Annotated in this window: 26 protein-coding genes and 1 riboswitch; of the genes, 17 read left to right on the top strand and 9 right to left on the bottom strand. The window is 70.7% G+C overall.

The genetic code is table 11. The annotated features are described in order from the left end of the window. The first annotated feature begins 921 nt into the window (after positions 1–921). Positions 922–1,350 carry a hypothetical protein gene (locus tag ABD875_RS09870; protein WP_345174030.1) on the top strand — a complete coding sequence of 143 codons (429 nt, stop codon included), beginning with the start codon at positions 922–924 and terminating at the stop codon, positions 1,348–1,350. Positions 1,351–1,421: 71 nt separating this feature from the next. On the opposite strand, the gene ABD875_RS09865 is transcribed toward ABD875_RS09870, so the two are convergent. Next, complete coding sequence (locus ABD875_RS09865) at positions 1,422–2,216, bottom strand: hypothetical protein (protein ID WP_345174025.1); 795 nt, start codon at positions 2,214–2,216, stop codon at positions 1,422–1,424. A 259-nt stretch (positions 2,217–2,475) separates the two neighbouring features. Next, positions 2,476–2,748, bottom strand: a complete 273-nt coding sequence (locus ABD875_RS22605) for a helix-turn-helix domain-containing protein (RefSeq protein ID WP_379188167.1) — start codon at positions 2,746–2,748, stop codon at positions 2,476–2,478. A gap of 47 nt (positions 2,749–2,795) precedes the next feature. Between ABD875_RS22605 and ABD875_RS09860 the strand changes: the two genes are divergently transcribed. Both ABD875_RS09860 and ABD875_RS09855 read left to right on the top strand, forming a co-directional pair. After that, positions 2,796–3,437: a LuxR C-terminal-related transcriptional regulator gene (locus tag ABD875_RS09860; protein WP_345174017.1), complete on the top strand. Its 642-nt coding sequence runs from the start codon at positions 2,796–2,798 to the stop codon at positions 3,435–3,437. A gap of 17 nt (positions 3,438–3,454) precedes the next feature. Next, a complete protein-coding gene (locus tag ABD875_RS09855; RefSeq protein ID WP_345174008.1) occupies positions 3,455–4,030 on the top strand; it encodes a TetR/AcrR family transcriptional regulator in 576 nt (191 codons plus the stop codon). A gap of 6 nt (positions 4,031–4,036) precedes the next feature. Here the strand turns inward: ABD875_RS09855 and ABD875_RS09850 are convergent, their stop codons facing one another. Both ABD875_RS09850 and pgfA read right to left on the bottom strand, forming a co-directional pair. Beyond that, positions 4,037–5,113: an NAD(P)H-dependent amine dehydrogenase family protein gene (locus ABD875_RS09850; protein WP_345174002.1), complete on the bottom strand. Its 1,077-nt coding sequence runs from the start codon at positions 5,111–5,113 to the stop codon at positions 4,037–4,039. Between the two features lie 26 nt (positions 5,114–5,139). Next, complete coding sequence (pgfA, locus tag ABD875_RS09845; protein ID WP_345173995.1) at positions 5,140–6,093, bottom strand: cell envelope lipid trafficking protein PgfA; 954 nt, start codon at positions 6,091–6,093, stop codon at positions 5,140–5,142. Positions 6,094–6,510: 417 nt separating this feature from the next. Here pgfA and ABD875_RS09840 point away from each other — a divergent pair, with 417 nt between their 5' ends. From ABD875_RS09840 to ABD875_RS09820, 5 genes are all read left to right on the top strand, one after another. Next, complete coding sequence (locus tag ABD875_RS09840; protein WP_345173989.1) at positions 6,511–7,755, top strand: ABC transporter substrate-binding protein; 1,245 nt, start codon at positions 6,511–6,513, stop codon at positions 7,753–7,755. Positions 7,756–7,859: 104 nt separating this feature from the next. Continuing rightward, a complete protein-coding gene (locus ABD875_RS09835) occupies positions 7,860–10,589 on the top strand; it encodes an ABC transporter permease subunit (RefSeq protein WP_345173982.1) in 2,730 nt (909 codons plus the stop codon). After that, positions 10,586–11,374, top strand: coding sequence for an ABC transporter ATP-binding protein (locus ABD875_RS09830; protein ID WP_345173978.1), 789 nt, complete (start codon positions 10,586–10,588; stop codon positions 11,372–11,374). The genes ABD875_RS09835 and ABD875_RS09830 overlap by 4 nt, the downstream gene beginning before the upstream one ends. Beyond that, the gene (locus tag ABD875_RS09825; protein WP_345173974.1) at positions 11,371–12,015 is read left to right on the top strand and encodes a TetR/AcrR family transcriptional regulator; all 645 of its coding nucleotides are present in this window, start codon (positions 11,371–11,373) and stop codon (positions 12,013–12,015) included. The genes ABD875_RS09830 and ABD875_RS09825 overlap by 4 nt, the downstream gene beginning before the upstream one ends. A 32-nt stretch (positions 12,016–12,047) precedes the next feature. After that, on the top strand, positions 12,048–12,872 hold the full coding sequence (locus ABD875_RS09820) for an isocitrate lyase/PEP mutase family protein (protein ID WP_345173970.1): 825 nt from the start codon (positions 12,048–12,050) through the stop codon (positions 12,870–12,872). On the opposite strand, the gene ABD875_RS09815 is transcribed toward ABD875_RS09820, so the two are convergent. Then, entirely contained in the window at positions 12,869–13,375 is a 507-nt protein-coding gene (locus ABD875_RS09815) for a flavin reductase family protein (RefSeq protein ID WP_345173966.1), read from the bottom strand. The two genes, ABD875_RS09820 and ABD875_RS09815, sit on opposite strands and share 4 nt — an antisense overlap. After that, positions 13,372–13,890: an NADPH-dependent FMN reductase gene (locus ABD875_RS09810; protein WP_345173961.1), complete on the bottom strand. Its 519-nt coding sequence runs from the start codon at positions 13,888–13,890 to the stop codon at positions 13,372–13,374. Before ABD875_RS09810 ends, ABD875_RS09815 begins: the two co-directional genes overlap by 4 nt. Before the next feature lie 105 nt (positions 13,891–13,995). On the opposite strand from ABD875_RS09810, the gene ABD875_RS09805 reads away from it, so the two are divergent. The 4 genes from ABD875_RS09805 to ABD875_RS09790 are packed head-to-tail and all read left to right on the top strand — an operon-like array spanning position 13,996 to position 18,098. Continuing rightward, positions 13,996–15,342, top strand: a complete 1,347-nt coding sequence (locus ABD875_RS09805) for an LLM class flavin-dependent oxidoreductase (protein ID WP_345173959.1) — start codon at positions 13,996–13,998, stop codon at positions 15,340–15,342. Positions 15,343–15,365: 23 nt separating this feature from the next. Next, a complete protein-coding gene (locus tag ABD875_RS09800) occupies positions 15,366–16,409 on the top strand; it encodes an ABC transporter substrate-binding protein (protein ID WP_345173955.1) in 1,044 nt (347 codons plus the stop codon). Continuing rightward, positions 16,409–17,263: an ABC transporter ATP-binding protein gene (locus ABD875_RS09795; protein WP_345173951.1), complete on the top strand. Its 855-nt coding sequence runs from the start codon at positions 16,409–16,411 to the stop codon at positions 17,261–17,263. Before ABD875_RS09800 ends, ABD875_RS09795 begins: the two co-directional genes overlap by 1 nt. Next, complete coding sequence (locus ABD875_RS09790) at positions 17,256–18,098, top strand: ABC transporter permease (protein ID WP_345173947.1); 843 nt, start codon at positions 17,256–17,258, stop codon at positions 18,096–18,098. Before ABD875_RS09795 ends, ABD875_RS09790 begins: the two co-directional genes overlap by 8 nt. Before the next feature lie 5 nt (positions 18,099–18,103). On the opposite strand, the gene ABD875_RS09785 is transcribed toward ABD875_RS09790, so the two are convergent. Both ABD875_RS09785 and ABD875_RS09780 read right to left on the bottom strand, forming a co-directional pair. Continuing rightward, positions 18,104–19,702: a phytoene desaturase family protein gene (locus ABD875_RS09785; protein WP_345173944.1), complete on the bottom strand. Its 1,599-nt coding sequence runs from the start codon at positions 19,700–19,702 to the stop codon at positions 18,104–18,106. Continuing rightward, positions 19,699–20,898, bottom strand: a complete 1,200-nt coding sequence (locus ABD875_RS09780; RefSeq protein ID WP_345173940.1) for an aminomethyl transferase family protein — start codon at positions 20,896–20,898, stop codon at positions 19,699–19,701. The genes ABD875_RS09785 and ABD875_RS09780 overlap by 4 nt, the downstream gene beginning before the upstream one ends. Positions 20,899–21,054: 156 nt before the next feature. Between ABD875_RS09780 and ABD875_RS09775 the strand changes: the two genes are divergently transcribed. Both ABD875_RS09775 and ABD875_RS09770 read left to right on the top strand, forming a co-directional pair. Further along, on the top strand, positions 21,055–22,677 hold the full coding sequence (locus ABD875_RS09775) for a hypothetical protein (protein WP_345173937.1): 1,623 nt from the start codon (positions 21,055–21,057) through the stop codon (positions 22,675–22,677). Between the two features lie 49 nt (positions 22,678–22,726). Then, positions 22,727–23,953 (top strand): glucose-1-phosphate adenylyltransferase family protein, encoded by a 1,227-nt coding sequence (locus tag ABD875_RS09770; RefSeq protein WP_345173933.1) that lies wholly within the window; start codon positions 22,727–22,729, stop codon positions 23,951–23,953. A 13-nt stretch (positions 23,954–23,966) separates the two neighbouring features. Here ABD875_RS09770 and ABD875_RS09765 read toward each other — a convergent pair whose 3' ends face one another. Continuing rightward, a complete protein-coding gene (locus ABD875_RS09765; protein WP_345173930.1) occupies positions 23,967–24,590 on the bottom strand; it encodes a hypothetical protein in 624 nt (207 codons plus the stop codon). A gap of 103 nt (positions 24,591–24,693) precedes the next feature. Between ABD875_RS09765 and ABD875_RS09760 the strand changes: the two genes are divergently transcribed. From ABD875_RS09760 to ABD875_RS09750, 3 genes are all read left to right on the top strand, one after another. After that, the gene (locus ABD875_RS09760; RefSeq protein WP_345173927.1) at positions 24,694–25,056 is read left to right on the top strand and encodes a YciI family protein; all 363 of its coding nucleotides are present in this window, start codon (positions 24,694–24,696) and stop codon (positions 25,054–25,056) included. A gap of 119 nt (positions 25,057–25,175) precedes the next feature. Beyond that, positions 25,176–25,517: a DUF2200 domain-containing protein gene (locus ABD875_RS09755; RefSeq protein WP_345173923.1), complete on the top strand. Its 342-nt coding sequence runs from the start codon at positions 25,176–25,178 to the stop codon at positions 25,515–25,517. After that, positions 25,514–26,251: an adenosylcobinamide-GDP ribazoletransferase gene (locus ABD875_RS09750; protein ID WP_345173921.1), complete on the top strand. Its 738-nt coding sequence runs from the start codon at positions 25,514–25,516 to the stop codon at positions 26,249–26,251. The genes ABD875_RS09755 and ABD875_RS09750 overlap by 4 nt, the downstream gene beginning before the upstream one ends. A 10-nt stretch (positions 26,252–26,261) precedes the next feature. Next, positions 26,262–26,323, top strand: a riboswitch (guanidine-III (ykkC-III) riboswitch). Positions 26,324–26,331: the final 8 nt, after the last annotated feature.

Here is a 26,331-nt window from a genome sequence, read left to right as displayed (position 1 = left end):
TTCAGCTCTCCAACGGGGACTCAGCCCTCCCGGCCACGGTGGCAGGTTGTACGTGACACGCAGCAGTGTCGAGGCGTACAACGCAAGCTACCCGGCGCCGGCGGACGATGGGGCCGGCGGCACAGCTGGCCAGCTCCTTGTTCCGGCTGGCGATGCCCGCAGGTTGCTGGGGCTGACGCGACACGAAGCTACGTGGCTCGGAGCGGTTCGTCAGCTGGGTGTGGTTGTGCGCGGCCGGCATCAGTACGTGACCCTCGCCAGCGCTCTGGTGTTCGCGCCGGAGCCCGCGATGAGAGAAGCGCTGACCGCTGCGGCAACAAGCAGCTAGAACCGAGACCCTGTGAACGCCCATCCGAAACTCGTTCAGTTTCCGCACCGCACGAGCAATGTCCTCCGGAAGGTCGTTCGTCACGGTGCATGGTCGCAGATGTTCGTTTGTCGGCACGAGCGGACGCCTGATTCGCGGCTACAGAGTGCGCCTGCGTCCGGGTAACCGGGCGACTGTCGATGCTGAGCGGAGGCTCGTAGAAGGCGGTTGGGTAGGTCAGGTCCCGGGTAGACACAATCGCAAGAACCTACTCGGGGGTGTGGAACGTGATGGGAATGTGGAGTGAGTGGCGGGGACCGCGCAGCGGGTGGTCACGCTCGACGAAGATCGTGGCGTTTGTCGCGTCTGCGGTGATCGCCATTGTTTCGGTTATCGCCATCGGGTATGTCGAGGAGCGTGCATCTGCGGCGACGCCCGTGAACGCACGCTCGGCCTCGGTAACCGCGGTTGCGCTTGGTACCGCGCCGGATCCGGAACGTCGTTGTGTCCCCCCTAGCGGCGGTGACCGGACCTGTGAGTCTTGGGCCAGGAGGCAGGTTCAGAAGTTCAAGAACGGTCGGACCGGGAACTCCGCGGGCATACAGAAGAAGCTCATGCCGAAGAAGAAGTGGAACCGCCTCATGCGCGACGCGGTGAAGCGGTACCAGAAGCACCACCCCGAGCAGTTCCGCGGCCAACCGCGCAGCTGGAGCCAGCCGCGCGGGTGGGGCGACTGGTGCCCCGTGTGCGACTACTTCTTCGAGGCCGAACGGTGCATGTCTACTGGCTTGCATCCGGCCGGTTGTGCCGAGGCAAAAGAGGATTCTGAGGAGATCCACCGCATCGGTGAGAAGGTCGCCAAGTTCACCCTCGTCTGCGGCGGGGGCGCGGTCATGGGTGCAGGCTTGGGTCGAAGCCCGTTGGGTGCGATCTTCGGTGGTTTCCTCATCTGCGGCTGGGGCAAGGCTGCCGAGAATGCCTACGCCGCGAATTGCCATTCTCCCCGGTCCGGATTCATGGCGGTGCGAGAACCCGTCTGCTGACGGCTTGAGGCTCGGCGAAGTGGCGTAGGGCGGCTTTGAATCGCCGAGAGGTCGCTGCGTCTGGTGGTTGGTCACACGTCGGCGGGTGGGGCTGTGTGCGGTTCTGGACTCACGGATGATGTGTCGTTTGGTGGGTCCTCGCCAGCCATCACTGCACGGAGGCGGTCGACGCCTAGGCGGAGGTACTCCTTTGTGAGCGGGGCAACGGCAGCGAGGCTGTCGAGATCAGTGGTCAGCACGGCGATGATGCTGTTCTTTACCCGCGCCACCGACATCGCGATCGAGAACTGCAGGCCCTGGTCCCGGAACCTGAAGGAACCTTCGGCGTACAGGTTCGCTTGCTCATCGACGTTGCCGTCGGCAACGCGCTCGTCGAGATTCACGGAGAGGTCGACGGCGATTCCGTTCTCGGCGCGCTTGTCGACCTTTTGACAGCTCGCGAATGTACTCGCGAAGCGCCGCATGAAGGACGTGGCTTGCTCGAGAGTGCCGAAGCTGAGCACGCCATTGATGACATCAGGCACCCCGGCCGTCGTCTGCGGCATGAACGCAAACTGCGCTTTGGCATCTACGCCTTGAACATCCTTGTCGAAGTCTGAGATTGCCTCCAGACACCCGAGCGGTGGACTTTCACCAGTCCCGTCCTCGTCGGGCGCGTCCTCGTATCCTTCGCCCAGATTCTCGGCGGTGAGTAGGGCGTCGCGCGCTTCTTGGACAGTGAGCTGGCGCGGTGAGGAATCCAGCGAGCTGTCCTGCGATCCTGGGCTTGCACTCGGGGTGACTGGTGGAGGTTCGTCGTTGTCCCAGCAGCCAGTCAGCAAGGTGGCTGCGATGACCCACGTCGCGATCCACCGGAGGGACCTCATGGAACGAACGCAACGAAGCCAGGTATCCGTGACCGAACCATCAGCGCGCCTCCATCCCGAGCGTGGCAGTCGTCGCGAAGAGGGTAGCGGCTCGCAGTCGCTTTCCAGAGCGCTCCAGAGGCTGCTCTGCTCGTTGCTGCGCTCGAGCGGTGCAGGCGCGGGAAGGGTCGCCGATGAGTTGCTCCTGGAGACCGACTAGAGCCGCCGCAGGTGTCGCACTCTTTGGTGTGGTGAGGGCGTTCGCGCTCGGAGAGGAACGTCAACCGATGGTTTCTGCGAGGACGTCACCGACTCGCGTCCACTCCGACGTGTTCGAGGCTGTGAAGGCGGCTGGGCAGGTCACCGGCCGCAGCGCATCGCAGCAGATCAGGACCGTAGACCTGGCGACTTCGAGATGGCCGGCGGTGTCTCGCAGGCTCAAACCTTCTCTGTATAGATCCTCGATCGCTGCCTGCTGGCGAAGGCTCAATCGGGTGTGAGGGCCTCTCGCAGGTCCGGGACCGACGCAGCGGCGACCCTGGTGGCCACTCACCCGTTCGGGTGGGTTTGGAATCGCGGATTTCGCTCAACAATCCGGTCATGCCCGCTGGCGTCGCCAAGGTGGCGGTGCTGAGCCCGCACCCGGTGGTGGTCGAGGGATTCACGGCGATGCTGAGTCGCTACCACGACCGGGTCGAGGTGATCGACCTGCCTACCTCCTTCGATGATCTCGAGCCCGACGTCGTGCTGTACGACGTCGCGGCGCTCGCCGACGGTGACGGCGTCGAGCTCGACGAGCTCGTGAAGAGGACGGCGAGCGTCGTGCTCGCGATCGAGCGCCCGCTCCGTCCGGACCTCCTCGGCCGCGCGTTGTCGCGGGGCGTGGACGGTTTCTTCTCCGCAGCGGCCACGGAGGAGGAGCTGGTGGCCGCCGTCGAGTCCGCCCTGACCGGGTGGCAGGCCGGTGACCCCGGCCCGGACCCGGTCGTCGGCTCGAGCACGTCCGAGCAGCGCTCGCACCGCCTGGGAACCGACGTGGGGCTGACCCCGCGGGAGATGCGGATCCTCGAGCTGATCGCCCAGGGCCTGAGCAACGACCAGATCGCCGCCCAGGAGTTCATCAGCATCAACACCGTCAAGAGCAGCATCCGCGTCGCCTACCGCAAGATCGACGTGCACACCCGCCCCCAGGCCGTGGCCTGGGCCGTCCGGCACGGGGTCGGGACGGACATCGAGCGGTGACGACGTAGGCTGGACCGGTGTCCAGCCAGCCGTCCGTCCTGCCGCAGCGCGGGCTCAACGAGCGTCAGGTCGAAACCGTCGAGCGCCTGTTCGCGTCGGCGCGCACGCTGCTCGACGAGGCGGCGTACGACGACATCTCGATCCGGCTCGTCGCGTCGGGCGCCGGGGTCTCGGCGGCCACGGCCTACACCTACTTCTCCTCGAAGGACCATCTCTTCGCCACGCTCTACTGGCGCCACCTCGCGGACGCCGGGCGGCCGGAGCTGACCGGCGGACCCACCGACCGGCTGCGGCAGACCGTGCGGCACCTCGCGGACACCGCCGCCGCGGGGCCGATGCTGTCGGCGGCCGCGACCAAGAGCCTGCTGGCGTCCGACCCGGACGTCGAGCGGGTCCGGCGCGCGGTCGGCCAGCACTGGTACGCGCTGTTCAGCGAGGCGCTCGGCGAGCACGCGGAGCCCACCTTGATCCGGACACTCACGTTCATGTTCTCCGGGGCCCTGATCGAGGCCGGCGTCGGCATGATCGAGTACGCCGACCTCGGGCGCGAGCTCGAGGGCGCGGTCGCGCTGCTCACCCGCGACGGCGCCTGATCCGCCTCAGGGGGACGCGGGCTCGCGGAAACCCTGGAGGCTGCGGGGGATCGGCAGGTCCGCGCTGGTCGCGAAGCCCGGGGGAGCGGCGTGGACGTGCGGGATCGCGTTCACGACCTGCATCGCGGTGGCGACGCTCGCCGCGCGGACGTGCTCGGCGAGGGTCCGCGGCTCGGTGAGGCTGGCGAGCGTCATGAGGTGCGCGGAGACCGAGGGGTCGCCCTCGAGCTGGAGCGTCCACCCGTGCTGGGCTGCCGGCCAGTCCGCGGTGGTCGGTCCGACCGTCCACATGCAGTCGATCTCGACCCGGTCGGCACCACCCGAGCGGCCGACCCAGCGCCACCGCTGGGCGTTGACGGTGCCGGGCTCGATGACCCGGTCGAAGACCGGGACCCGTTCCCCGGCCACGACGACCTCGTGCTCCGTCACGACCTCGTCGAGGTCCGCGCCGAGTGCATCGCCGAGCAGCCACACCTGCTGCCGGAACAGGTCGGCGTTGAAGGCCAGCAGCTCGCTGGCCGACTCCGAGACCTCCTCGGGCGGCCGGCCGAAGCGCATCGCGTCGAACGTGATGCTGGTGCTCTCGTAGACCGACCAGTCGGCGCGCTCGGTGAGCGTGACCCGGCGCAGGTGGCGTACGAGGCCCGAGAGCGCGAGCGGTACGGCGGCGCTGAAGTTGCCCGGGTTGAGGCCGGAACCGTGCAGCGTGGACCCTCCCGCGACGGCGGCGTCGAGCAGGCGGGAGCGGTCGGGCTCGGCCATCCGCGCGGGATGGAACGCGAAGGCGGTGGTCACGACGTCCACCCCTGCGCGGAGCAGGCCGCAGACCTCGTCGACCGACGGCGTGCGCGGTGTGTAGACGACGACGTCGGGACGGGCCGCGAGCAGCTCCTCGACCGAGACCGTCGTGACGACGCCGTTGCCGGCGGTCGCGCCCGCCTTGTCGGGCGAGTGGACCTTGACGGCCACCAGCTCGAGTCCCGGCGCGTTCAGGATCCCCGCCAGCGACTCGCGGCCGACGGCGCCGAGCGCCCACTGCGCGACGCGGACGGCACGAGGCCCCGCCCCGTGCACAACGCGCACGGAGCGGGGCCTCGTCAGGTCGTGCGTCAGGCCGCGCGCCGGCGGCGGCGCATCAGCAGCAGGCCCGCGACCAGGCACAGGGCGCCGGCGACGTAGAAGACGATCGGCAGGATGGTCGTCACCAGGTTGAGCAGCTGGATGTTCGACTTCGCGTCGTCGACCTTCTGCGCGTACTCGGCGTCGGTGAACTCGAAGTCCAGGTTCAGCACGAGCGTGTCGCCGCCGAGGAGTCGCTCCTGGTGCTCCTTCTTGCCGACGATCGAGCCCGTGACCGGGTCGACGTACCAGGTGGCCTGGTTGATGTAGGTGCCCGGGATGTCGGGGAGGATGTTCACGTCCTCGGCCGTCACGTCGGTCTCGAAGACGTAGACGTCGAGGCCCTTGAGCGTCGACTCCTCGACGAACTTCGCCTCGACCGAGTCGCCGACGACGCCGTCCCACATCTCGTAGGACTTCTTCTCCACGTCGAACGGCCACTTGTTAATCAGGCCCGTGTGGGGGATCGCGTCCTCGCCGACGTACTCGACGTCGTTGACGGCCTCGCCGGTACGGCGGTCGGTCGCGTAGCGGTCGAGGTCGGCGGTGACGAGGCGGCCCTCGGGGTCCTCGGCGTCGACGCAGCCGTCGAGCTCGCCCTCGTCGCGCAGGAGGCAGGTGTACTCGTCGTAGACCGCGACGTCGTCGTCGGACTTGTCCGTGTCGGACGTGGTGCCCTGGTAGACCCGGATGTCGACCTGCTCGAGGTTGCTCGGCTCGGCGAAGTTGGCCGGAAGCAGGGCGACGCCCTCGAGCTCGGTCACCTCGTCGGTGTCGATCGGAGCCCGCTTCAGCTGGTCGGGCGCCCAGATCTGGAAGAGAAGGCCCGCGACGACGAGGAAGGCCGCCAGGCCGATCAGGACGAATCCCAGCCAGCCGCTGCGCTTCTTGGGTCGGGTCTCGCTGGGCGCTCCGTCGGCGCTCCGGCTCTGCGTGGTGGTCATGTCTCCCTTTCGCCGTATCGCGCTCGCCGGTCACCCCGGGCGCGCATGGGAGGTCGCTCGATCAGTCCTGCGTGTACGCAGGAAAGAACGCCCCTCCCGCGGCAGAGGGTAGACGTGTGTCTGAGCGGAGGTCCAGCACTCACGGGTAACAATTTGGCGTGTCGCTCGGAGCCTCCCGGTCGGGCGCGCGAGCGCCTCCGCCACGCCTGCCCGAGCCCTGTCCAGACCTATTGACTCTCGTCTGGACACCTGTTTAGATCCGTCACGCGGTGACGGAGGTCACCCTGGGCCGAATTGGGAGGGGTCCGGCACTTCCGCGCGGGGGTGGACGGACGGCTATTTCTCTCACCGGTGTCGGCTCTCCAGATCTGGACTGGTACCAACCCGCTGCGGCGGTCCGAGCTCACCAGGAGAGAAATGAAGCAAGTTGGGAACCGACGCGGTCGGCTGGCCGCGATCGCGCTGATCGGGGTGGCGTCCCTGACGCTCGCCAGCTGCGCGAGCAGCGACGGCGACAGCGAGGGTGGCACCGGGGACAGCAAGGAGACCACCGACCTCGGCGAGAAGAACCCCGCCACGGGCGAGCCGGTCAAGATCGGCGTCACCGCCGACGAGCCCGACGACGCGCGCCTCACCGGCTACCGGGCGACCACCGAGTACATCAACGAGTACCTCGGCGGCCTCAACGGACACCCGATCGAGCTCGTCGAGTGCGCGACCAAGAACACGCCCGCCGGTGGTACGGCGTGCGGTGTCCAGTTCGGCCAGGAGGACGTGGCCGCGGTCCTGGCCCCGAACATCGGAGTCTCGCTCAGCGTCTACAAGCCGCTCGAGGGCTCCGGGATCCCGTACATCACCCAGCTCACCGCCGACGTGGACGTGCTGGGCAGCGACGAGGCCTTCGTGCTCTTCAACCCGCTCGGCCTGGGCAGCGCGACGATCGCCGTCGCCAAGGACGAGGGCGTGAAGAGCGCCGCGTTCGTCATGCCCGACCTGCCGTCGACGACCGGTCCGGTCAAGGAGCTGGCAGAGCCGCAGTACGAGGCCGCCGGCCTCGAGCTCGCCATCGTGCCGATCCCGTTGCAGGTGGCCGACCCGACCGCCGCGATCCAGCAGGCCATCAGCGACGGCGCCGGCCAGCTGGTCTTCTTCGGCGAGACCGAGTTCGTCACGACGGGCATCAAGACCGCGAAGCAGCTCGGCTTCGACGGGCCGCTGATCACGCAGGTCAGCGGGTTCCCCGAGGACCAGATCGCGTCGATCCCCGGTGGCCTCGAGGGTGTCATCGTCCTCGGCAGCACCACGCTCGACGAGTCCGACGAGGACCGGAAGCTCTACAACACCGTCGTGGAGACCTACGCGGACGGAGCGCCGGTGGACGACATCTTCACGACCGCCGCCTTCCAGGTGGAGCTCGCGCTGCAGAAGGCGCTGGCGCTCACCCCGGACTCGGGTGCTGACGCTGCGTCGGTCATGGACGCCCTGCAGAACATGGACCGTCCGGTCCCGCTCCCGCTCGGTGGCGGCATGACGTTCCAGTGCGGTGCCGACGTCATCGCGGTGCTGCCGGGTGTCTGCGTGGCGACGACCCTCCGCTCCAACCTGGACGCCGACGGCAACGCGGTCTCCGAGGAAGTCCTCACCAGCGCCGACGCGATGTGACGACCCCTGTGCACCGGTGGGATCGGCGGACGCTGATCCCACCGGTGCCGGTCGACCGCGCACCCAGCTCGCCCTCCGGCCCGGCCTGACTACTCGAGGTATCCATGGACCAGCATCTCGTCTTCCTGCTCTTCGGCCTGGCGAACGGGGCCATCTACGCCGCGTTGGCCCTGACGCTGGTCGTGACCTACCGCAGCAGCGGTGTCATCAACTTCGCGACCGGCGGCCTCGCGGCGCTCGGGGCGTACACGTACGCGTTCCTGCGCCGCGGTGAGCTCCTGATCCCGATCCCCGGCCTGCCGAAGACCGTGGACCTCGGGTCCGAGCTGACGTTCTGGGGCGCCGCCGCCATCTCGGTGGTCATCACCTCGCTCTTCGGCCTGCTCCTGTACGTCCTGGTCTTCCGGCCGTTGCGCGACGTGCCTCCGGTCGGCAAGGCGGTCGCGTCCATCGGCGTGATGCTGATGCTCTCGGGCCTCTACACGGTCCGGCTCGGCGACACGGGCATCACGACCGAGCCGATCCTGCCGGTCGAGTCGTGGAAGATCGCCGGGGCCAACGTCACCAGCGATCGCGTGTGGTTCGCGATCGTCATCCTCGGCATCACGATCGCGCTCGCCGCGTCGTTCAAGTTCACCCGGTTCGGCCTGCTCACCCGGGCGGCCGCCGAGAGCGAGAAGGGCGCGTACGTCAGCGGCATCCAGCCGGACCGGATCGCGGCCGTGAACTGGATGATCAGCGGCGCGGTCGCCGCTGTCGCCGGCATCCTGATCGCCCCGATCGTGCCGCTGACGCCGAACCTCTTCACGCTGCTGATCGTGCCGGCGCTCGCGGCGGCGGTGATCGGCAACTTCCAGCGCCTGCTCCCGGCCGTGATCGCCGGTCTCGTGATCGGCATGGTCCAGAGCGAGCTGACCTACCTCAAGGGCCAGCACGACTGGCTGCCCACGTCGGGCCGCGACGAGATGCTCGTCCTGCTGCTGATCCTCATCGTGCTCGTGGTCCGCGCCAAGCCACTGCCCAGCCGCGGGGTCGTGGTTCGGCCGGCACTCGGCCGCGCGCCGCGACCGCGGTCGATCCTCCTGCCCACCGTCGTCGGGACGCTGCTGGGCACCGTCGGGGTGCTGACTCTGTCCGGCGACTGGCTGATCGCGCTCATCAGCGGCTTTATTTTCTCGGTCATCGGCCTCTCGCTGGTGATCGTCACCGGGTACGCCGGGCAGATCTCCCTCGCCCAGCTGACCCTGGCCGGTGTCGCCGGGTTCGCCATGGGCCGGCTCATCGACGGCGGCGTACCGTTCCCGGTCGCGCCCATCCTCGCGGCGCTGATCGCGGCCGCGATCGGTGTTGTCGTCGGCCTGCCGGCGCTGCGGATCCGGGGCCTTCCGGTCGCGGTCGTCACGCTCGCCACGGCGGTCGCGATCGAGGCGTTCTGGTTCCACAACCTCGACTTCGTGAGCGTGTCCGGGCAGGACATCGACGGTCCCACGATCTTCGGCATCGACCTCAGCGCGCGGGTGGGCTTCGAGTACCCGCGCAAGGAGTTCGCCTTCCTCTGCCTCGCGGTGCTGGTCGCCGTGGCCGTGAGCGTCGCGAAGCTGCGCACGTCGCGGCTCGGGTCGCAGATGCTGGCGGTCCGCGCCAACGAGAAGGCTGCGGCCGGCGCGGGCATCCCGGTGGTGCGCGTCAAGATCATCGCGTTCGCGATGGGTGCGTTCACCGCCGGCCTCGGGGGCTCCATGCTCAGCTACTTCCAGGCCAACATCACCTTCATCACGTTCTCGGTGTTCCTCGGCCTGACGGTGTTCGCCACGACGTACCTCGCCGGCATCACCAGCGTGTCCGGGGGCGTGCTCTCGGGAGTGGTGGGCGCCGGGGGCCTGCTCGCGCTCGGCATCAACGAGGGCCTGGGCTTCGGCGGCGACCTGTACCCGGTCCTCTCCGGCTTCGGCCTGGTGACGATCCTGATGACGCAGCCGGAGGGCATCGTCGGGCCGTTCCACAACTGGCTCGACGCGCGCCGGCGCGCCAAGATCGCCGACCAGCAGGCGGTCGCCGTCCAGGCACTCGAGGGACACCTCGAGCCGCAGGACCCGCTGCCCGGTGGCGACGTCGTCCTGCGGGCGCGCGACGTCCAGGTGCGCTACGGCGGTGTCGTGGCCGTGGACGGCGTCGACCTCGAGGTCCGCGAGGGGACCATCGTCGGCCTGATCGGTCCGAACGGTGCCGGTAAGACCACGCTGCTGGACGCGATGAGCGGCTTCACCCGCTCCACCGGGGCGGTCGAGCTCCTCGGCAACGACCTGTCCTCGCTCAAGCCGCACCAGCGCGTGCGCGCGTCGATGGGGCGCACGTTCCAGCACACCGAGCTTTACGAGGACCTGTCGGTCACCGAGAACATCGTGGTCGGCGCGGCCGCGGCGCAGGGCCGGGAGCCGAAGGGACTCGACGAGACCCTCGAGCTGCTGGGGCTCAGTGACGTCGCCGAGGTGCCGGTCGCCGAGCTGTCGCAGGGCCGCCGCCAGCTCGTCTCGATCGGGCGCGCCCTGATCGGCAACCCGCGGGTGCTGCTGCTCGACGAGCCCGCGGGAGGTCTCGACAGTCGCGAGAGCCAGTGGCTCGGACAGCGGCTGCGCACCCTGCGCGACAGTGGCGTGACGATCCTGCTCATCGACCACGACATGCACCTGGTCCTCAACCTGTGCGACGACATCTACGTGCTCAACTTCGGCAAGGTGATCGCGCACGGGGTGCCGGCGCAGATCCGTGCCGACCGCGCGGTCGCCGACGCCTACCTCGGCACCACCCACGCCGACCAGGAGGTCGTGTCATGACGATCACCCAGCCGCTCGACGCGCAGGCCGTTTCGGCCAGTCCGGTGTTCGTCTGTGACGGTGTCCAGGCGGGCTACGGCAAGGTCAACGTGGTGCACCGCTTCGACCTCGAGGCCGCCGCGGGCAGCGTGATCGCCGTGCTCGGGCCCAACGGCTCGGGCAAGACCACCCTGCTCACCACGCTCGCGGGACTGCTGCCGGCGCAGGCGGGCACCGTCACGATCGACGGCCAACCGTTGAAGAACGGCCGGCCCGGCATCGCCGCCCGACGCGGGCTCGTCCTCGTGCCCGACGACCGCGCCCTGTTCACCGGCCTGACCGTCGACGAGAACCTCAAGGCCGCGCGTGGCAAGCATGCGACCACCGTGGACCAGGCCTTCGACCGGTTCCCGGCTCTCGCCAAGCGCCGCAAGATCAACGCCGGCGACCTCTCGGGCGGTGAGCAGCAGATGCTCGCCGTCGCGCGGGCGCTGATGCAGGAGCCCCGCGTGCTGCTCATCGACGAGATGAGCATGGGCCTGGCGCCGGTCATCGTCGAGGAGCTCATGCCGATGGTCCGCAAGATCGCGGACGAGACAGGTGCGGTCGTGGTGCTCGTCGAGCAGCACGTCCAGCTCGCCCTCGAGGTGGCCGACCGGGCGATGGTGCTGGTCCACGGAGAGATCGTGCTCGACCGGCCCGCCGACGAGCTCGCGAAGCAGACCGCGGTGCTGGAGGCGGCGTACCTCGGCGACGTCGAGAGCGCGACGGCCGGCTCCGAGGAGAAGGCCCCGGCCTCGGAATGAGCAGTCGGGCGCGGCGTCCTGGACGACGCCTCGACCTCGACGTCCCGAGCGTGCTCGTCGACACCGCCGAGCGGATGTTCGGCGAGGGTGGCGTGGACGCGGTGTCCGTGCGCGCGGTCGCTCGGGACGCGGGCGTCGCTCCCGCCGCGGTGTTCTACCACTTCGCGAGCAAGGAGGACCTGGTCTCGGCGGTCGTCGACCGGCGCGGGCGCGCGGTCAGCGAGGAGATGCGGTCGAACCTCGTCGCGCTCGCCGACTCGCGGGAGAAGCCCACGGTGCGCGCCGTCATCGACGCGGTGCTGCTGCCGCTCGTGCACGTGATCGACGACGACCCGGTCTCCGGACTGAACTGGATGAAGGTCGTCGACTGGCTCGGGGTCACGCGCGACGCGGCCTTCTACGAGGAGCAGGACATCGAGCCGGGCATCACCGCGCTGTTCGCCACCTGCGTGCGCCGCGCCACCGGGCGCAAGAGCCAGAAGATCGGGCGGCGGTACGGCATCGCGATGTTCGGCATGCTGCACGCCCTCGCCCGCGCCGACCTCTACGGGTACGGCGGCGCGGTGGGTCCCTCGGGCCTCGACAAGGACTGGGTCGAGCAGCTCGCGGTCTTCACCGCCGGGGGCCTGGAGGCTCCCTGACGCCTGTCGGTGGGCCGTGCTTCGATCGAGGCATGGACACCGAGAGCGTGGCCCGCCCGGCTGGGGGAGCAGCGGCGCTGCTCGCCCTGCACGACGCCCCGGGCTTCGTGCTCCCGAACGCCTGGGACGCCGGCTCCGCCCGGATCCTCGAGCGCGTGGGCTTCCCGGCCGTCGCCACGACGAGCGCCGGCATCGCCTGGGCCCGCGGAGTCCCGGACGGCGGAGCCATGGCCCGCGACGTGATGCTCGACGAGGTCGCCAGGATCGTCGCCGCCGTGCGGGTCCCGGTCACGGCGGACCTCGAGTCCGGCTACGACGACGTCCACGCCACGGTCACCCGGGCCCTCGAGGCCGGCGCCGTCGGCGGCAACCTCGAGGACGCCGCGGGCGGTGTGCTGTTCGGGCTCGACGAGTCCGTCGAGCGGGTGGCCGGCGCGCGGGCCGCTGCGCCGCGCGGCGCCTTCGTGCTCAACGCCCGCACCGACACCTACCTCGCGGGGTCGGCCGGCGACCCGTTCGACGAGACCGTCGAGCGGGCAGTCCGGTACGCCCAGGCCGGGGCGGACTGCGTGTTCGTGCCCGGCGTCGCCGACGACGACACGATCAGACGGCTCGTCACCGCGATCCCCGCGCCGCTCAACGTGGTCGCCGGCCTGGCGAGCACGACCGACGCGCCCACCCTGTTCTCGCTCGGGGTGCGGCGAGTCAGCGTCGGTGGCAGCATCGCCCGCGCCGCGCTGAGCCTGGTGGAACGCGCCGGTCGGGAGCTCCTCGCGACCGGCACCCTCGAGTTCCTGGACGGTGCGCTGAGCTACGCCGAGACCCAGGAGCGGTTCTCTCCCTCGCCGGCCGGTTAGCCGGCCAGCCGGCCGAACGCGCTGCGGTGGAAGACCAGCGGCTGCCCGGCCGAGTGCTGCACGGCGTGGAGCTGGAGCAGCACGATGAGGTGGTCACCCGCCTCGACCTCGCGGTAGATCGTGCAGTCGAAGCGGGCCAGTCCCTCGTCGAGGGTGACCGCGCCGTCGTCGGAGCTGCTCAGCCCGATCCCGTCGAAGCGCTCGTCGACCGGACCGGCGAGCTGGCGGCACACCTCGTCGTGGTGCTCGGCGAGGATCGTCACCCCGAGGTGGGCGCTGCGGCGCAGGTCGGGCCAGGTCTTCGAGGTCTTGGCCACCGAGATCGAGACCAGGGGCGGATCCAGGCTGACCGAGGTGAACGACGACGCGGCGAGCCCGACGAGGCGGCCGTCGACGTTCGCGGCCACCGCCACGACGCCCGAGGGGAAGATCCCGAACGCGTCGCGGAGCCGGCGCGGGTCGAGGTCCTGGTTGGTCTTCAGGCCGTCCGGCGCCGTCGTCATGCGAGCGCCCCCTGGGTCGCCTCGAGCAGCGCGCGGACAGCGGGCGCGGTGTCGTGCAGCCAGTCGTCGTACGCCGACGGGTCGTCGTAGCGGCTGTCGAGGACGAACAGCCCGCGACCCGGCACGGTGCCGCCGATCTCGGTGAGCAGCGGGCGGAGGGTGAGCTCGGGAGCGAGCGCGTGTGCCGGGCTGCCACCCAGCATCAGGGGGACGGCGATCCCGCTGAGCCCGGTGCGGGCGGCGAACCGGTCCAGGAAGAGCTTGAGCAGCCCGGTGTAGGCGCCCTTGTACGTCGGCGAGCCGACCACCACGAGGTCGGCATCGCCGACACCGGCGACCAGGCCGGCCACCTCGGGGGAGGACCAGTCGAGCAGGGCGGGGCCGACCGTCGCGAGGTCCACCACCAGGCCCGGATCCGCGCCCGTCAGCTCGCGGGTCAAATGGATCGTGGCGGCCAGGGTGCGGCTCTCCGGCTTGGGGTTGCCGACGACGACCGCCGTCCTGATGTCCTTCATGTGGCCTACCTCTCGTGGGGTTTCCCGAGACGTTTCCTTGCGCCTCGATTAAACAGTAGTAAGTTACTCGACTAAATCTAGAAAAGCCACGAGAGGAACACCACGATGAGTCGACAGCTCCGCCTCAATGCCTTCCTGCACGACACCGGTCACCACGAGGCGTCCTGGCGTCACCCCGACTCCTCCGTGGAGCGGATCGGCGACGTCACCTGGTGGCAGGGCCTGGCTCGCAAGGCCGAGGAGGCCAAGCTGGACGCGGTGTTCCTGGCCGACGGCCCCGCCTGGTGGGGCACCGGCCACCGCCCGGCGAACCAGTTCGAGCCGATCACGCTGCTGACCGCGCTGGCCGCGGCCACCGAGCGGATCGGCCTGATCGCCACCGCGTCGACGACGTTCTACGAGCCCTACAACCTGGCCCGGCTCTTCGCCTCGCTCGACCAGATCTCCGGAGGCCGCGCCGGCTGGAACATCGTGACGACGTTCAGCGAGGAGGCCGCCCACAACTTCGGTCTCGACGGGGTCCCGAGCAACGAGGAGCGCTACGAGCGCGCCCAGGAGTTCGTCGACGTCGTCGACAAGCTGTGGGACAGCTGGGAGGACGACGCCGTGCTCGCGGACCGGGAGTCGGGCGTGCACACGCTCGAGGGCAAGGTCCACCGGATCGACCACCGGGGCACGTATCTCAACGTGCGCGGCCCGTTCAGCGCACCGCGCCCGCCGCAGGGTCGTCCGGTGCACATCCAGGCCGGCTCCTCCAACCACGGCCGGGCGTTCGCCGCCCGCAACGCCGAGGCGATCTTCACCGCGCACCAGACCCTCGGCGACGCCCAGGCGTTCTACGCCGACATCAAGGCGCAGGCGCTGAGCTTCGGCCGCAACCCCCGCGAGGTGCTGGTGCTCCCGGGCATCAGCCCGTTCATCGGCGACACCCCGGCCGAGGCCGAGGAGAAGTTTCGCTACTTCAACGAGCTCACCGTTCCCGAGTACGGCCTCAAGCAGCTCGAGGGGTTCGCCGGCGTCTCGCTGCGCCACCTCGACCTCGACGAGCCGGTGCCGGCGGAGCTCTTCGGCGGCGCCGGGAACGTCCTCGACAACGAGCGCAGCCGCAAGCAGGTCGTCGCCAACATCGTCGAGCGCGAGAACCCGACGGTCCGCCAGCTGCTGCACCGGCTCGCCGGCGGCCGCGGTCACAACGTCGTGCACGGCACCCCGGTGCAGGTCGCGGACACCATCCAGGAGTGGTTCGAGCAGGGTGCGGCGGACGGCTTCAACGTGATGCCGCCGCTCTACCCGCAGCTGCTCGACGACTTCACGTCGAAGGTCGTGCCGATCCTCCAGGACCGCGGCCTGTTCCGGACCGAGTACGACGGCACGACCCTCCGTGAGCACTACGGCCTGCCCCGCCCCGAGAGCCAGTACGCGACGCCGCTTCCCGCCGCCGCCAACGCCTGACCGACCCCGAACCAGGAGCCCCCATGCACAACCACCGACTCAGGCGTCTCGCCGCCGGTCTCGTCACGATCATCGCCGCCAGCTCTCTGGTCGCCTGCAGCTCCGCCGCGGGCGAGGGCGGGAGCGGCGGTGAGACGACCACGATCCGCTACCAGTCGTACGCCGGGTCCGTCGACGTGCTGCAGCTCGCGGCCGCGCTGGGCTACCTCGACGGCCTCGAGCTCGAGAAGGTAGGCGACGTCACCGGCGGTCCGCAGAGCGTCCAGGCGCTGACCAGCCGCCAGATCGACATCAGCTCGTCGGCGTTCTTCGGCGCGATCGCCCAGGTCGTCGCGAGCGGCGCTCCGATCAAGGCGGTCGTGTCGTCGTACGGCTCGAACGACAAGATCAGCTCCGCGATCGTCACGCTGGACGGCTCGCCGATCAAGGACGCGGAGGACCTCGTCGGCAAGAAGGTCGCGGTCAACACCCTCGGCGCGAACGCCGAGGCGATCCTCGACACCTGGCTCGAGGAGAGCGGCCTCAGCGAGGACGAGATCAAGCAGGTCACGCTCGTGCCGCTCCCGCCGCTCAACACGATCCAGGCGCTGCAGCAGGGCCAGGTCGACGCCGCGTCGATCGGCAGCGGCCAGATCCAGGCGACCGAGTCGACCGGCGTGAAGCTGCAGACCCTCGTCAAGGACACCGACGTGGTCGGCCCGTACAACGGCGGCGGCATGGTGATGACCGAGGAGTTCTTGGAGCGCAACCCGGACACGTCCGAGAAGCTCGTCACCGGGATCGCCAAGGCGGTCGCGTACATCGAGTCGCACAGTCGTGACGAGGTGCTGGAGGTCTACCTCCCCTGGCTGGAGGAGAACGGGTACGAGGGTTACGTCGAGGCGGTCGAGCAGAACTGGGCCGGCAGCACCGGTGTCGCCACCAAGGACACCGCCGAGATCTCCGACGAGGACATCTCGCTGTGGCTCGACTGGCTGGCCGGTCGCGGTGACGTCGACCCGTCGCAGATCTCGGCGAGCGACGTCTACACCAACGAGTACAACGGCCTCGCGAACGGAGGCTCCTGATGAGCGCCCTGATCGAGCTCGAGCGCGTCGGGCGGACCTTCCCGGTCCGCAGCGACACCGACAAGCGGATCCACGACTTCGTCGCGCTGGAGGACGTCGACCTGACCATCGGCGCGGGTGAGTTCGTGACCCTGGTGGGCCCGTCGGGCTGCGGCAAGTCCACGATCCTGGACCTGGTCGCCGGTCTCGCGGAGCCGACGTCCGGCACCGTCAGCATCGGGGGCCGGCCGATCACCGGTCCCGGCCTGGACCGCAGCGTGGTGTTCCAGCAGTACACCCTGCTCCCGTGGCGGACCGCCCAGGGCAACATCGAGCTCGCGCTCGAGGCGAAGGGTGGGCTGAACAAGGCCGAGCGCGCCAGCCAGGCGGAGGAGTACCTGCGCCTGGTCGGGCTCGCCGACTTCGCCAACCGGCTGCCGGGCGAGCTGTCCGGCGGCATGAAGCAGCGGGTCGCGATCGCCCGGAGCCTGTCGGTCCAGCCGGAGGTGCTGCTCATGGACGAGCCGTTCGGTGCGCTCGACGCGCAGACCCGCGAGCTGCTCCAGGAGGAGCTGCTGGGGATCTGGGAGCGGACCGGGACGACGGTCCTGTTCATCACCCACGACATCGACGAGGCCGTGTTCCTCGGTCAGCGGGTCGCGGTGATGAGCGCGCGGCCGGGCCGGATCCGCGAGGTCGTCGACATCCGGCTCGACCGGTCGGGTGCTGGAGACCATGACATTCGGGGAGACATTCGGGGAGACATCCGAGGCACGCAGGCGTTCGCCGGGTACCGCCACCGGATCTGGAACCTGCTGCGCGAGCGGTCCGCCGGGTCGGTCGGGCGTCGTGAGGGGGTGGCTTCGGTTGCCTAGCACCCTGCTCGACGAGCGCACCGAGGCCGAGCTCAACCCGCGCCAACGTCAGGCGGCGCGCGCGATCGGCGTGTCGACGTACGCGACGAAGGCCGGGCGGGTGGGTCGTGGCCTGCTCGGCATCGCGATCCTCGCCCTGGTGTGGGAGTTCTTCCCGCGCCTCGGTGTCGTCGACCCCTACTTCCTGCCGCCGCTGCACACCGTGCTCCAGGCGTGGTGGGACCTGGCGAGCGGTGGCGAGCTCTGGGTACACGTCAAGGCCAGCCTGAGCCGCTCGGTGGTGGGCTTCGGCCTGGCGACCGTGGTCGCGATCCCGCTCGGCGCCGCGATCGCGTGGTACCGGCCGATCCGGGAGATCCTCACCCCGCCGCTCGAGATGTTCCGCAACACGGCGGCCCTCGCGCTGCTGCCGGCGTTCACGCTGATCCTCGGGATCGGCGAGACCTCGAAGATCGCGATCGTCACCTACGCCTGCTTCTTCCCGATCCTGCTCAGCACGGTCAGCGGGGTGGCGACCGTCGACCCGCAGCTGCTGCGCTCGGCGAAGGTGCTGGGCCTCAGTCCGGTGGCGACGTTCCGCAAGGTCGTGTTCCCCGCGGCGGTGCCGACGATCTTCACCGGCATCCGGATCTCGGGCGCCGCGGCGATCCTCGTGCTGATCGCCGCCGAGCTGGTCGGCGCCACGGAGGGACTGGGATTCCTCATCAACTACACACAGATGAACTTCCTGATCCCGCAGATGTACGCCGCGATCCTCACCACGACCCTGCTGGGGCTGACCGTCAACTACGGCCTGGTCGCCGTGGAGCGCCGCTTCTCGCGGTGGCGCACCTAGGCGAGCTAGCGCGCGAGGTCGCGCAGCACCCGTTGGCTGGCCAGCTTCCCGGGCGAGCCGATCACGCACCCGCCGGGATGGGTGCCGGAGCCACACTGGTAGTAGCCGTCGATCGGTGTGGCGTACTGGCTCCATCCCGGCGCGGGGCGGAAGAAGTACATCTGCGGGGCGAGGAACTCGCCGGCGAAGATGTTGCCCTCCGTCAGCCCGGTGCGCGCCTCGATGTCGACCGGCGTCACGACCTCGCGGTGCAGCACGAGGTCGCCGAACCCCGGGAAGTGCGACTCGAGCACGGCCTGCGCCTGGTCGCCGAACGCCTCGCGCTCGGTCTCCCAGTCGCTGCCGCGCAGCTCGTACGGCGCGTACTGCACGAAGCACGACATGACGTGCTTGCCCGGCGGCGCCATGTCGGGGTCGACGACGGACTGGATCGCACCGTCGATGAACGGCTGCTCGGAGTACCAGCCGTACTTCGCGGCGTCGAAGGCCTTCTCGACGTACTCGATCGTCGGGCCGATGTTGAGGAAGCCGCCGTAGTGGTCGACGGTGTCCTTCAGCGCCGGGAACACCGGGAGGCCGTCGAGGGCGAAGTTCACCTTCGCCGAGACGCCGCGGAACTTCATCCGGCGGACGTTGTCGACCAGGTCGAGCGGGAGCTCGCGCGGCTCGACGAGCTCGAGGAAGGTGCGCCGGGGGTCGAGCGCCGAGACCACGACGGGCGCACGGAACTCGGTGCCGTCCTCGAGCGCGACGCCGACCGCGCGGCCGTCCGTGGTGATCACGGACGTCACGGGTGCGGCCAGGCGGATCTCGGCGCCGTACGCCTGGGCGGCCCGGGCCAGCACCTGAGTGAAGCCGCCGTTGCCGCCCTTGTGGAACGCCCACGAGCCGAGGTGGCCGTCGTGCTCACCCATCTTGTGGAACAGCAGCACCAGCCCGGAGCCGGGCGACATCGGCCCGACCTTGGAGCCGATGATGGAGGAGGAGGCGTGGTAGCCCTTGATCGCCTCGTGCTCGAAGTAGTCGTCGAGCCAGTCCTGGGCGCTGCCGGTCAGCAGCCGGACGGTGTCGTGCATGGTCTTGCGGTCGATCCCGCCCAGGTGGTCCAGCAGCCACTTCACGTCGACCGCGTCCTCGGGGTCGGTGCCCCACAGGTTCGGCGGCGGGCTGTCGAACAACGGACGGATCGCCTGACAGACGCGGTCGAGGTCGCGGTGGTAGCGCTCGTAGGCGTCCGCGTCGCGCGGCGAGTGCCGCCGGACCTCCTGGAGGTTCTGCGCGTGGTCGTCGCCGAACAGGAGGTAGTCGCCGTCGCCGGTCGGGTGGAACGACGAGGGCATCATCAGCGGCAGGAAGCCGTGCTTCACGAGGTCGAGCTCGTGGATGATCTCGGGCCGCAGCAGGCTGAGGGCGTACGAGAAGGTCGTGAAGCTGAAGCCCGGCATCAGCTCCTCGGTGATCGCGGCACCACCGACCAGGTCGTTCTTCTCCAGCACCAGCGTGCGCAGCCCCGCCTTCGCGAGGTACGCCGCGTGGGTGAGCCCGTTGTGGCCTCCGCCGACGACGATCGCGTCGTACTCATGCCTGGAATGGGGGGAACTCATGACTTCTTCCTGTCGGGCTCGAAGAACGGCATCGGCGTCGTGGCGATCCGCACCGTGGTGTTGTGGTGGTTGACGGCGAGCTCGAGCCGCAGCTCGGTCCCGGCGGCGGCGAGGTCGGGCCGCACCCGGGCGATGCCGATGTGGCGCTGGAGCACGGGGGAGTAGACGAAGCTCGTGCAGTAGCCGACTTCGGTGCCGCCCTCGTCGAGGATCATCGACTCGTACGGCAGCGGATGCGGAGACTTGGGCGGGAACAGCCCCGCCTCCCGGTAGAGCCGGTCCCAGTCGTCGGCGTCGACGACGATGCCGGTGGTCGCCCAGCGCGAGGTGCCGTCGACGAGCTCGCGGCGGATCGCCTCGGATCCCACGAAGCGGCGTGAGCCGTCGCGCACACCGCGGAGCATCCAGCCGAGTCCGAGCTCCTTCGGCGTCACGCAGTCCGCGTCGCTGAGCGTGAGCCGCGCGTCGTGCCACTCCACGTCGACCAGCGGGAGCCCGGCCTCGATGCGCAGCGTCATCAGCGCCTCCTCACCGAACGGCCGGATGCTGTGCGGGCGGCCGGCATCGAGCACGGCGTCGAGCACGTCGACCGCGTCGTCGGCGGCCACGGTGATCTCGAAGCCGAGGTCGCCGGTGTAGCCGGTGCGGGACAGGGTCACGGCGGCGCCGGCCAGCTTCGCCGGTACGTGGTCGAAGTAGCCCAGGGTCTCGGCCTCCGGCGCCACCGTGGCCAGCGCCGCGCGCGAGCGCGGGCCCTGGACGGCGAGCATGCCGTACGCCTCGGTGACGTCCTCGAGCTCGACGCGCAGACCGGTCGCGAGCTCCTGGAACCACGACAGCGCCGGTCGGCCGGCGGTGAGCAGGAACTCGTCGGTCGCGTGCCGGAACACCACGCCGTCGTGCATGACGTAGCCGCGGTCGTCGCACCAGGCCGTGTAGTGGGCCTGGCCGGGCCGGCAGGTCCGGATGTCGCGCACCAGGGCGCCGGACAGCAGCTTCTCGGCGTCCGGTCCGGTGACGGCGTACTTGTAGAGCGGGGAGGTGTCGAAGACGCCGACGCCGTTGCGGACGGCGAAGTACTCGTGCTTGGGGGCGTGGCTGTAGCGCAGCGGCGAGAGCGTGCCCTGCCAGTGCGTGAACAGGTGCTGGTCGTTGAGCTCGCTGAGCCGCGGGTGGAACGGCGTCGTCCTGATCATGAGTCCCTCTCTGGCCCGGGGCGCCAGCATATTCAGAGGGCGGAGCGGGGCGTCGAGGAAAGTCCGGCGTTCTCGGGACGAAGAGTGTCCGGTACGACCAGGATGGGCCGGGCTCGGACGTTCCCGGGTCCACGACCCGAGAACGAGGAGCCCCACGTGCCACACCCGATCACCGGACGACGTCTCTCGAGCGCAGCCGTCGCGGCGCTCGCGTTGGCGGGCATCGCCGTCACCGCCACGGCCTCCGCGCCGCTCGCGCGCGTCGGGGGCGACCGGACGATCAACGCCTGCTACCGGCCCTCGGACGGCTCGCTGCGACTGGTGACCGACCGGGCCGGCAGCTGCAGTGCCGCGGAGCGTCCGCTGACCTGGAACACCAAGGGGCCGCGCGGGGCCGCGGGAGCGACCGGGGCGACCGGGGCCACGGGTGAGCAGGGTCCGGCGGGACCCACCGGCGCGACGGGTGCCGCGGGCGTGGCCGGTCCGGCCGGTCCGGCTGGTGCCACGGGTGCGACGGGTGCCACGGGTGCGACCGGTGCTGCCGGGCCCAACCCCTGGTCCGCGATCACCGTGTGGGACGAGGACGTCGACTACCTCGCCGGCCCGCCGTCCGACGTCGTCGCCTACGACGGCGGTGCCTACGTCGCGATCGACGACAGCGCCGGCGTCGAGCCGGGGACCGATCCGGCTCGGTGGATCCAGGTCGCCCGACCCGGAGCCGCTGGCCCTCAGGGCATCCCCGGCGCCGTCGGGGCGACGGGCGCGACCGGGGCCACGGGTGCGACGGGTGCCACGGGTGCGACCGGGCCGCAGGGCACCACTGGCCCGCAAGGTCCCGCCGGACCTCAGGGCCCAGCCGGGCCCCAGGGTCCGTCGGGTGCCGTGGCCGGGTACGGGGACGGCAGCGCTGGTGCGCTCACGGTCGCTCCGGGTGCGACCCTCGACCTGGGGGCGTCGGTCTACCGCAACCCGCAGTTCACCTCGATCCTCGTCCAGGCCGGCGGCACCTTGAAGGTGCCGAGCGGCACCGTCCTGCGTGCCACCGGTGACATCACGATCAACGGAACCGTCACCGTGCTCCCCGGTGCGCAGACGCAGCCGGGCGGGCCGGCCCAGCCCGGCGTCGGCCTGGCCGCGGCGACCGCCGGCTTCGGCGGGGTCGGGCTGGGATCGTCCTTCCAGGCCGCTCTCGTCGGTCCGGGGCTGCTGGGCGGCGGGTCGGGCGCCCGGGGCACCGGCTCTCCGGACGGCTCGTCCTCGGATCCCCGTGGTGCCGGCGGCGGCTCGCTGACACTCGCCGCGTCCGGCACGGTGACCGTGGCGGTGGGCGGCGCGATCATGGCGAACGGCGAGAACGGTGCGCCCACCCCGGCCTCCGGGCTCCTCCCCGGCGCCGGCGGCGGCGCCGGCGGCGTGGTCCGGATCATCGCGAAGGGCGCGATCAACGTCCGCGGCACCGTGGCCGCCAACGGCGGCTCGGGTTCCAGCGGAGTCTCGACGGTGGCCAACCAGGTCGCCGGCGGTGGCGGTGGGGGCGGTGGCGGCATCGTGCACCTCTACGCGCCGTCGACGCCCTCGGTCACCGGCTCCATCCTGGTCAACGGAGGTGCCGGCGGCTGGTCCGGTGGGACCGGGGCGTCGGTGACTCCGGGCTTCGGCGGGGGTGGCGCCGGGGGCAACGGCGGCGGCTCCGACGCCGGCAACGGCGGCGCCGGCTCAGTCGGCTTCTCCGTCGTCACCGTCCTGTCGGCACCGGAAGTCCTGCTCGGCATGGGATGACCTCACCCCCGCACGTGTGGCGCCGCTGGTGACCGGGCAGGGTGCGGTGATGAACCGCTCCCACGTGCTCGCCCTGGTCCAGGCCGGCGGCGCCGGTGGCCGGATGGACGTCCTGACGCGGGAGCGGGCCAAGCCCACGCTGCCGTTCGCCGGGACCTTCCAGCTGGTCGACTTCCCCCTCTCCAACCTCGCGAACAGCGGGATCACCGACGTCTGGATGTCGGTGCAGTTCCAGGGCGCCGGGCTGGGGGAGGGGGTCGCGAACGGCAGGCCGTGGGACCTCGACCGCAACCGGGGCGGCCTGCGCCTGCTGATGCCGCAGCAGGGCACCGGCAGCACGGACGAGGAGGGGTTCGCCAAGGGCAACGCCGACGAGCTGTACCGCTTCCGCGACCAGGTCGTCGACGACGCCCCCGAGGTGCTGGTCGTGCTGAGCGCCGACCATGTGTACCGCTTCGACGTCAACGAGGCGCTGGAGACCCATCGCCGCAAGGGCGCGGAGTGCACGATCGTCACCACCACGATCCCGGTCGAGGAGGCGAGCGACCACGCCACGGTGGTCGCGAACCGGCAGGGCCGGGTCACGGACTTCGCGTACAAGCCGGACAAGCCGGCCACGGGGACCGTGGCGACCGAGATCTTCCTGTACGACCCGGCCGTGCTGGTGCCCGTGCTCGAGGAGCTGCACCGCGAGCTCGGCGCCGACGCCGACGAAGGCGACAGCGGCCTCGGGGACTACGGCGAGCACCTCGTGCCGCGGCTCGTCGAGCGCGGGAAGACCTACGTGCACCAGATGACCGGCTACTGGAAGGACCTCGGTCAGCCGGCGAAGTACCTCGCCGCACACCACGACGTCCTCACCGACGACCTCGGTGTCCTGGGCGACCTGGACTGGCCGATCCTGAGCCACCAGCAGCAGCGGCCCGCAGCCCGGGTCCTGGACGGCGGCCGGGTCAGCGACAGCCTGCTGAGCCCGGGGTCGTGCGTGAGCGGGACGGTGATCCGCAGCGTCATCGGGCCGGGCGCCGTGGTCGAGGAGGGTGCGCTCGTGCGCGACAGCGTGGTCTTCCGCGACAGCGTCGTCCGCGCCGGTGCCCGGATCGACTGGGCGATCGTCGACCAGGACTGCGAGATCGGCCCGGATGCGGGGGTGGGTTCGCCGGACACCGACCCGGACGACTCCGACGCGATCGTCCTGATCGGGCGCGGCTCGACGGTCGGGCGGGACGTGACGCTCCCCGAGGGCGCCCGGCTGGAGCCCGGGAGCAGCGCCTGACCCGCCGGAGCGGTCAGCGGGTCCGGCGCGCGCGGCGGTACGCCGGCTCCCGCAGCCGGACGACGGCGTCGTACTGCTCGAGGCCGGGGACCCGGTGCAGCAGCGGGTCATAGGACAGCTCGTCGCCGTCGCCCTGGCGCTCGCCGAGGTGCAGGGTCGCGAAGCCGGTCCACCCGCTGGTGGGACGCGCCCAGGAGAGCTCGAAGGTCGTCGCGCCGGTGCCGTCCGCGCGCAGCAACAGCGCCCCGGTGGGTGTGCGGTAGGGCAGCAGCGTCGTCATCGCGCGGCGAGGATCGCGGGTGGCGGTCAGCAGGTAGCGAGTCAGGCGGCGGGTGCCGGTGTTGGCGAAGAGCAGGTCCGCCGGTCCGCTCGTCAGGTCGACGCGCACGGCGAGCCCGTGGATGTCGGGCAGCGCGTCGGGCAGGCCGACCGCGCGCGAGAGCCGGACCGTGACGTCGTCGGTGCCCGGCTCGTCGAGCCAGCCCACCCCGGTCGGCTCGGCGCTGCCGCGGCGGACCAGCGAGCCGTCGAAGACCTGGCCCGAGGGGTGCAGGGGCTTGGCGGTGGACCGCGCAGCGGCGAGGGCGTGGGTCGCGGTGGCGAGCGCACCACCCGCGAGCCGGGAGAGTTCGGGCATGGCCGAGCGGTACCCGGTGGCAGGCTGTCGTATCGGTGCCGTCTCGTTCGTGGTGATGGTGAGAGGCGGTCACCGAGGTCGCCCGCGACGGAGGAGAAGCACCATGACGCACTACCTGTTGAGCGTGCACGGCCCGGCCGAGCGCAACGAGTTCGGCAACTACGGCTCGAAGGAGGAGATGGAGCAGGCGTTCGCGGACACCAGCGCCTTCAACGAGAAGCTTCGCGCCGAGGGCTACTGGGTCTTCGGCGGCGGCCTGCTGGAAGCCTCGTCCGCGACGGTCGTCGACGGCCAGGGGGAGCAGCCGCTGTTCACCGACGGCCCCTACCTCGAGACCAAGGAGTTCATCGGTGGCTTCTGGGTCATCGAGGCGCCTGACCTCGATCGCGCCCTCGCGCTCGCCGCGGAGGGGTCGAAGGCCTGCCGGGGCAAGGTCGAGGTGCGTCCGTTCGAGGGCCTGGCTTGAGCCATCGCGAGGTCGCCGAGCGCGCGTCGACCTGACCCCGCCGCGGCCGGGACGAGGATCGGCCGGCGGCGTCGGTCGCCCGGCTGGACACCTGGTGGCCGTGATCTACGCTGCCGATCATGCACCGGATCTTCACCACCAGCGTCGCCTCGGTCTATCCGCACTACGTGGCCAAGGTCGAGCGGAAGGGCCGCACCCAGGCCGAGCTGGACGAGGTGATCGAGTGGCTGACCGGGTTCGACGAGGCCGCGCTCCGCAAGCACCTCGCCGACGAGACGACGTTCGAGGACTTCTTCGCTGACGCCGACCTCAACCCGAACGTCGGGCTGATCACCGGTTCGGTGTGCGGGGTGAAGGTGCAGGAGGTCGAGGACCCGCTGATGCGGCAGATCCGCTACCTCGACAAGCTCGTCGACGAGCTCGCCCGGGGCAAGGCGATGGAGAAGGTCCTGCGCGGGTGATCGGTTCCCTCAAGGTCGCGGTCGGCACGCTGACCGCGATCCCTGTCGGCGCTGCCGCGGTCACGCCCACGACCGCGCGCGGGGCGATGCTGCTGGCTCCGGTGGCCGCCGCGCCGCTCGGGGCCTTGGTGGCGCTCGTGGGCTGGGCCGGGGCGGAGCTCTCCCTCCCCGCGCTCGCGGTGGCCTTCCTCGCCGTCGGCGCCCTCGCCGCGGGGAGCCGCGCGCTGCACCTCGACGGCCTCTCCGACGTCGCGGACGGGCTGACCGCCAGCTACGACCGCGAGCGGTCGCTGGCGGTCATGAAGGGCGGCACGGCCGGGCCGGCCGGCGTTGTCGCCGTCGTGGTCGTGCTCGGCGTCCAGGCCACCGCGCTCGCGGCGTACGAGGACTGGCTGCTCGCCGGTGCGCTGGTGTGCGCCTCCCGCGCCGCGCTCTGGATCACCTGTGCCCGTGGGGTTCCGGCCGCTCGGCGCGACGGTCTGGGCAGCGCGTTCACCTCGACCGTCCCGCGCACCGTCGTGGTCGCGGGATGGCTCGTCCTCGCTGCCCTCGCCGCCCTGGTCGACCCGTGGCGCGGACCGCTGACGGTCCTCGCCGCCGCGCTGGTGGTGGTGGCACTGGTCGCCCGCGCCGTACGTCGCTTCGGCGGTGTCACCGGTGACGTCTTCGGCGCCGCGATCGAGCTCGCGCTCGCCGTGCTGCTGCTGGGATTCGCCCCGGTCGCGGGCGTGTGAGAACCTGACGTTGAACTGAGGATCTCAGCTTCCGGACGAGACGCGCCGTACCCGCCGCCAAGACGACGCACCCGGGAGAT

Source organism: Nocardioides caricicola, from assembly GCF_039541135.1.
Classification (GTDB): Bacteria; Actinomycetota; Actinomycetes; order Propionibacteriales; family Nocardioidaceae; genus Nocardioides; species Nocardioides caricicola.
The sequence above is the reverse complement of the archived record's forward strand: the minus strand, read 5'-3'. Positions and strand labels throughout refer to the sequence as shown.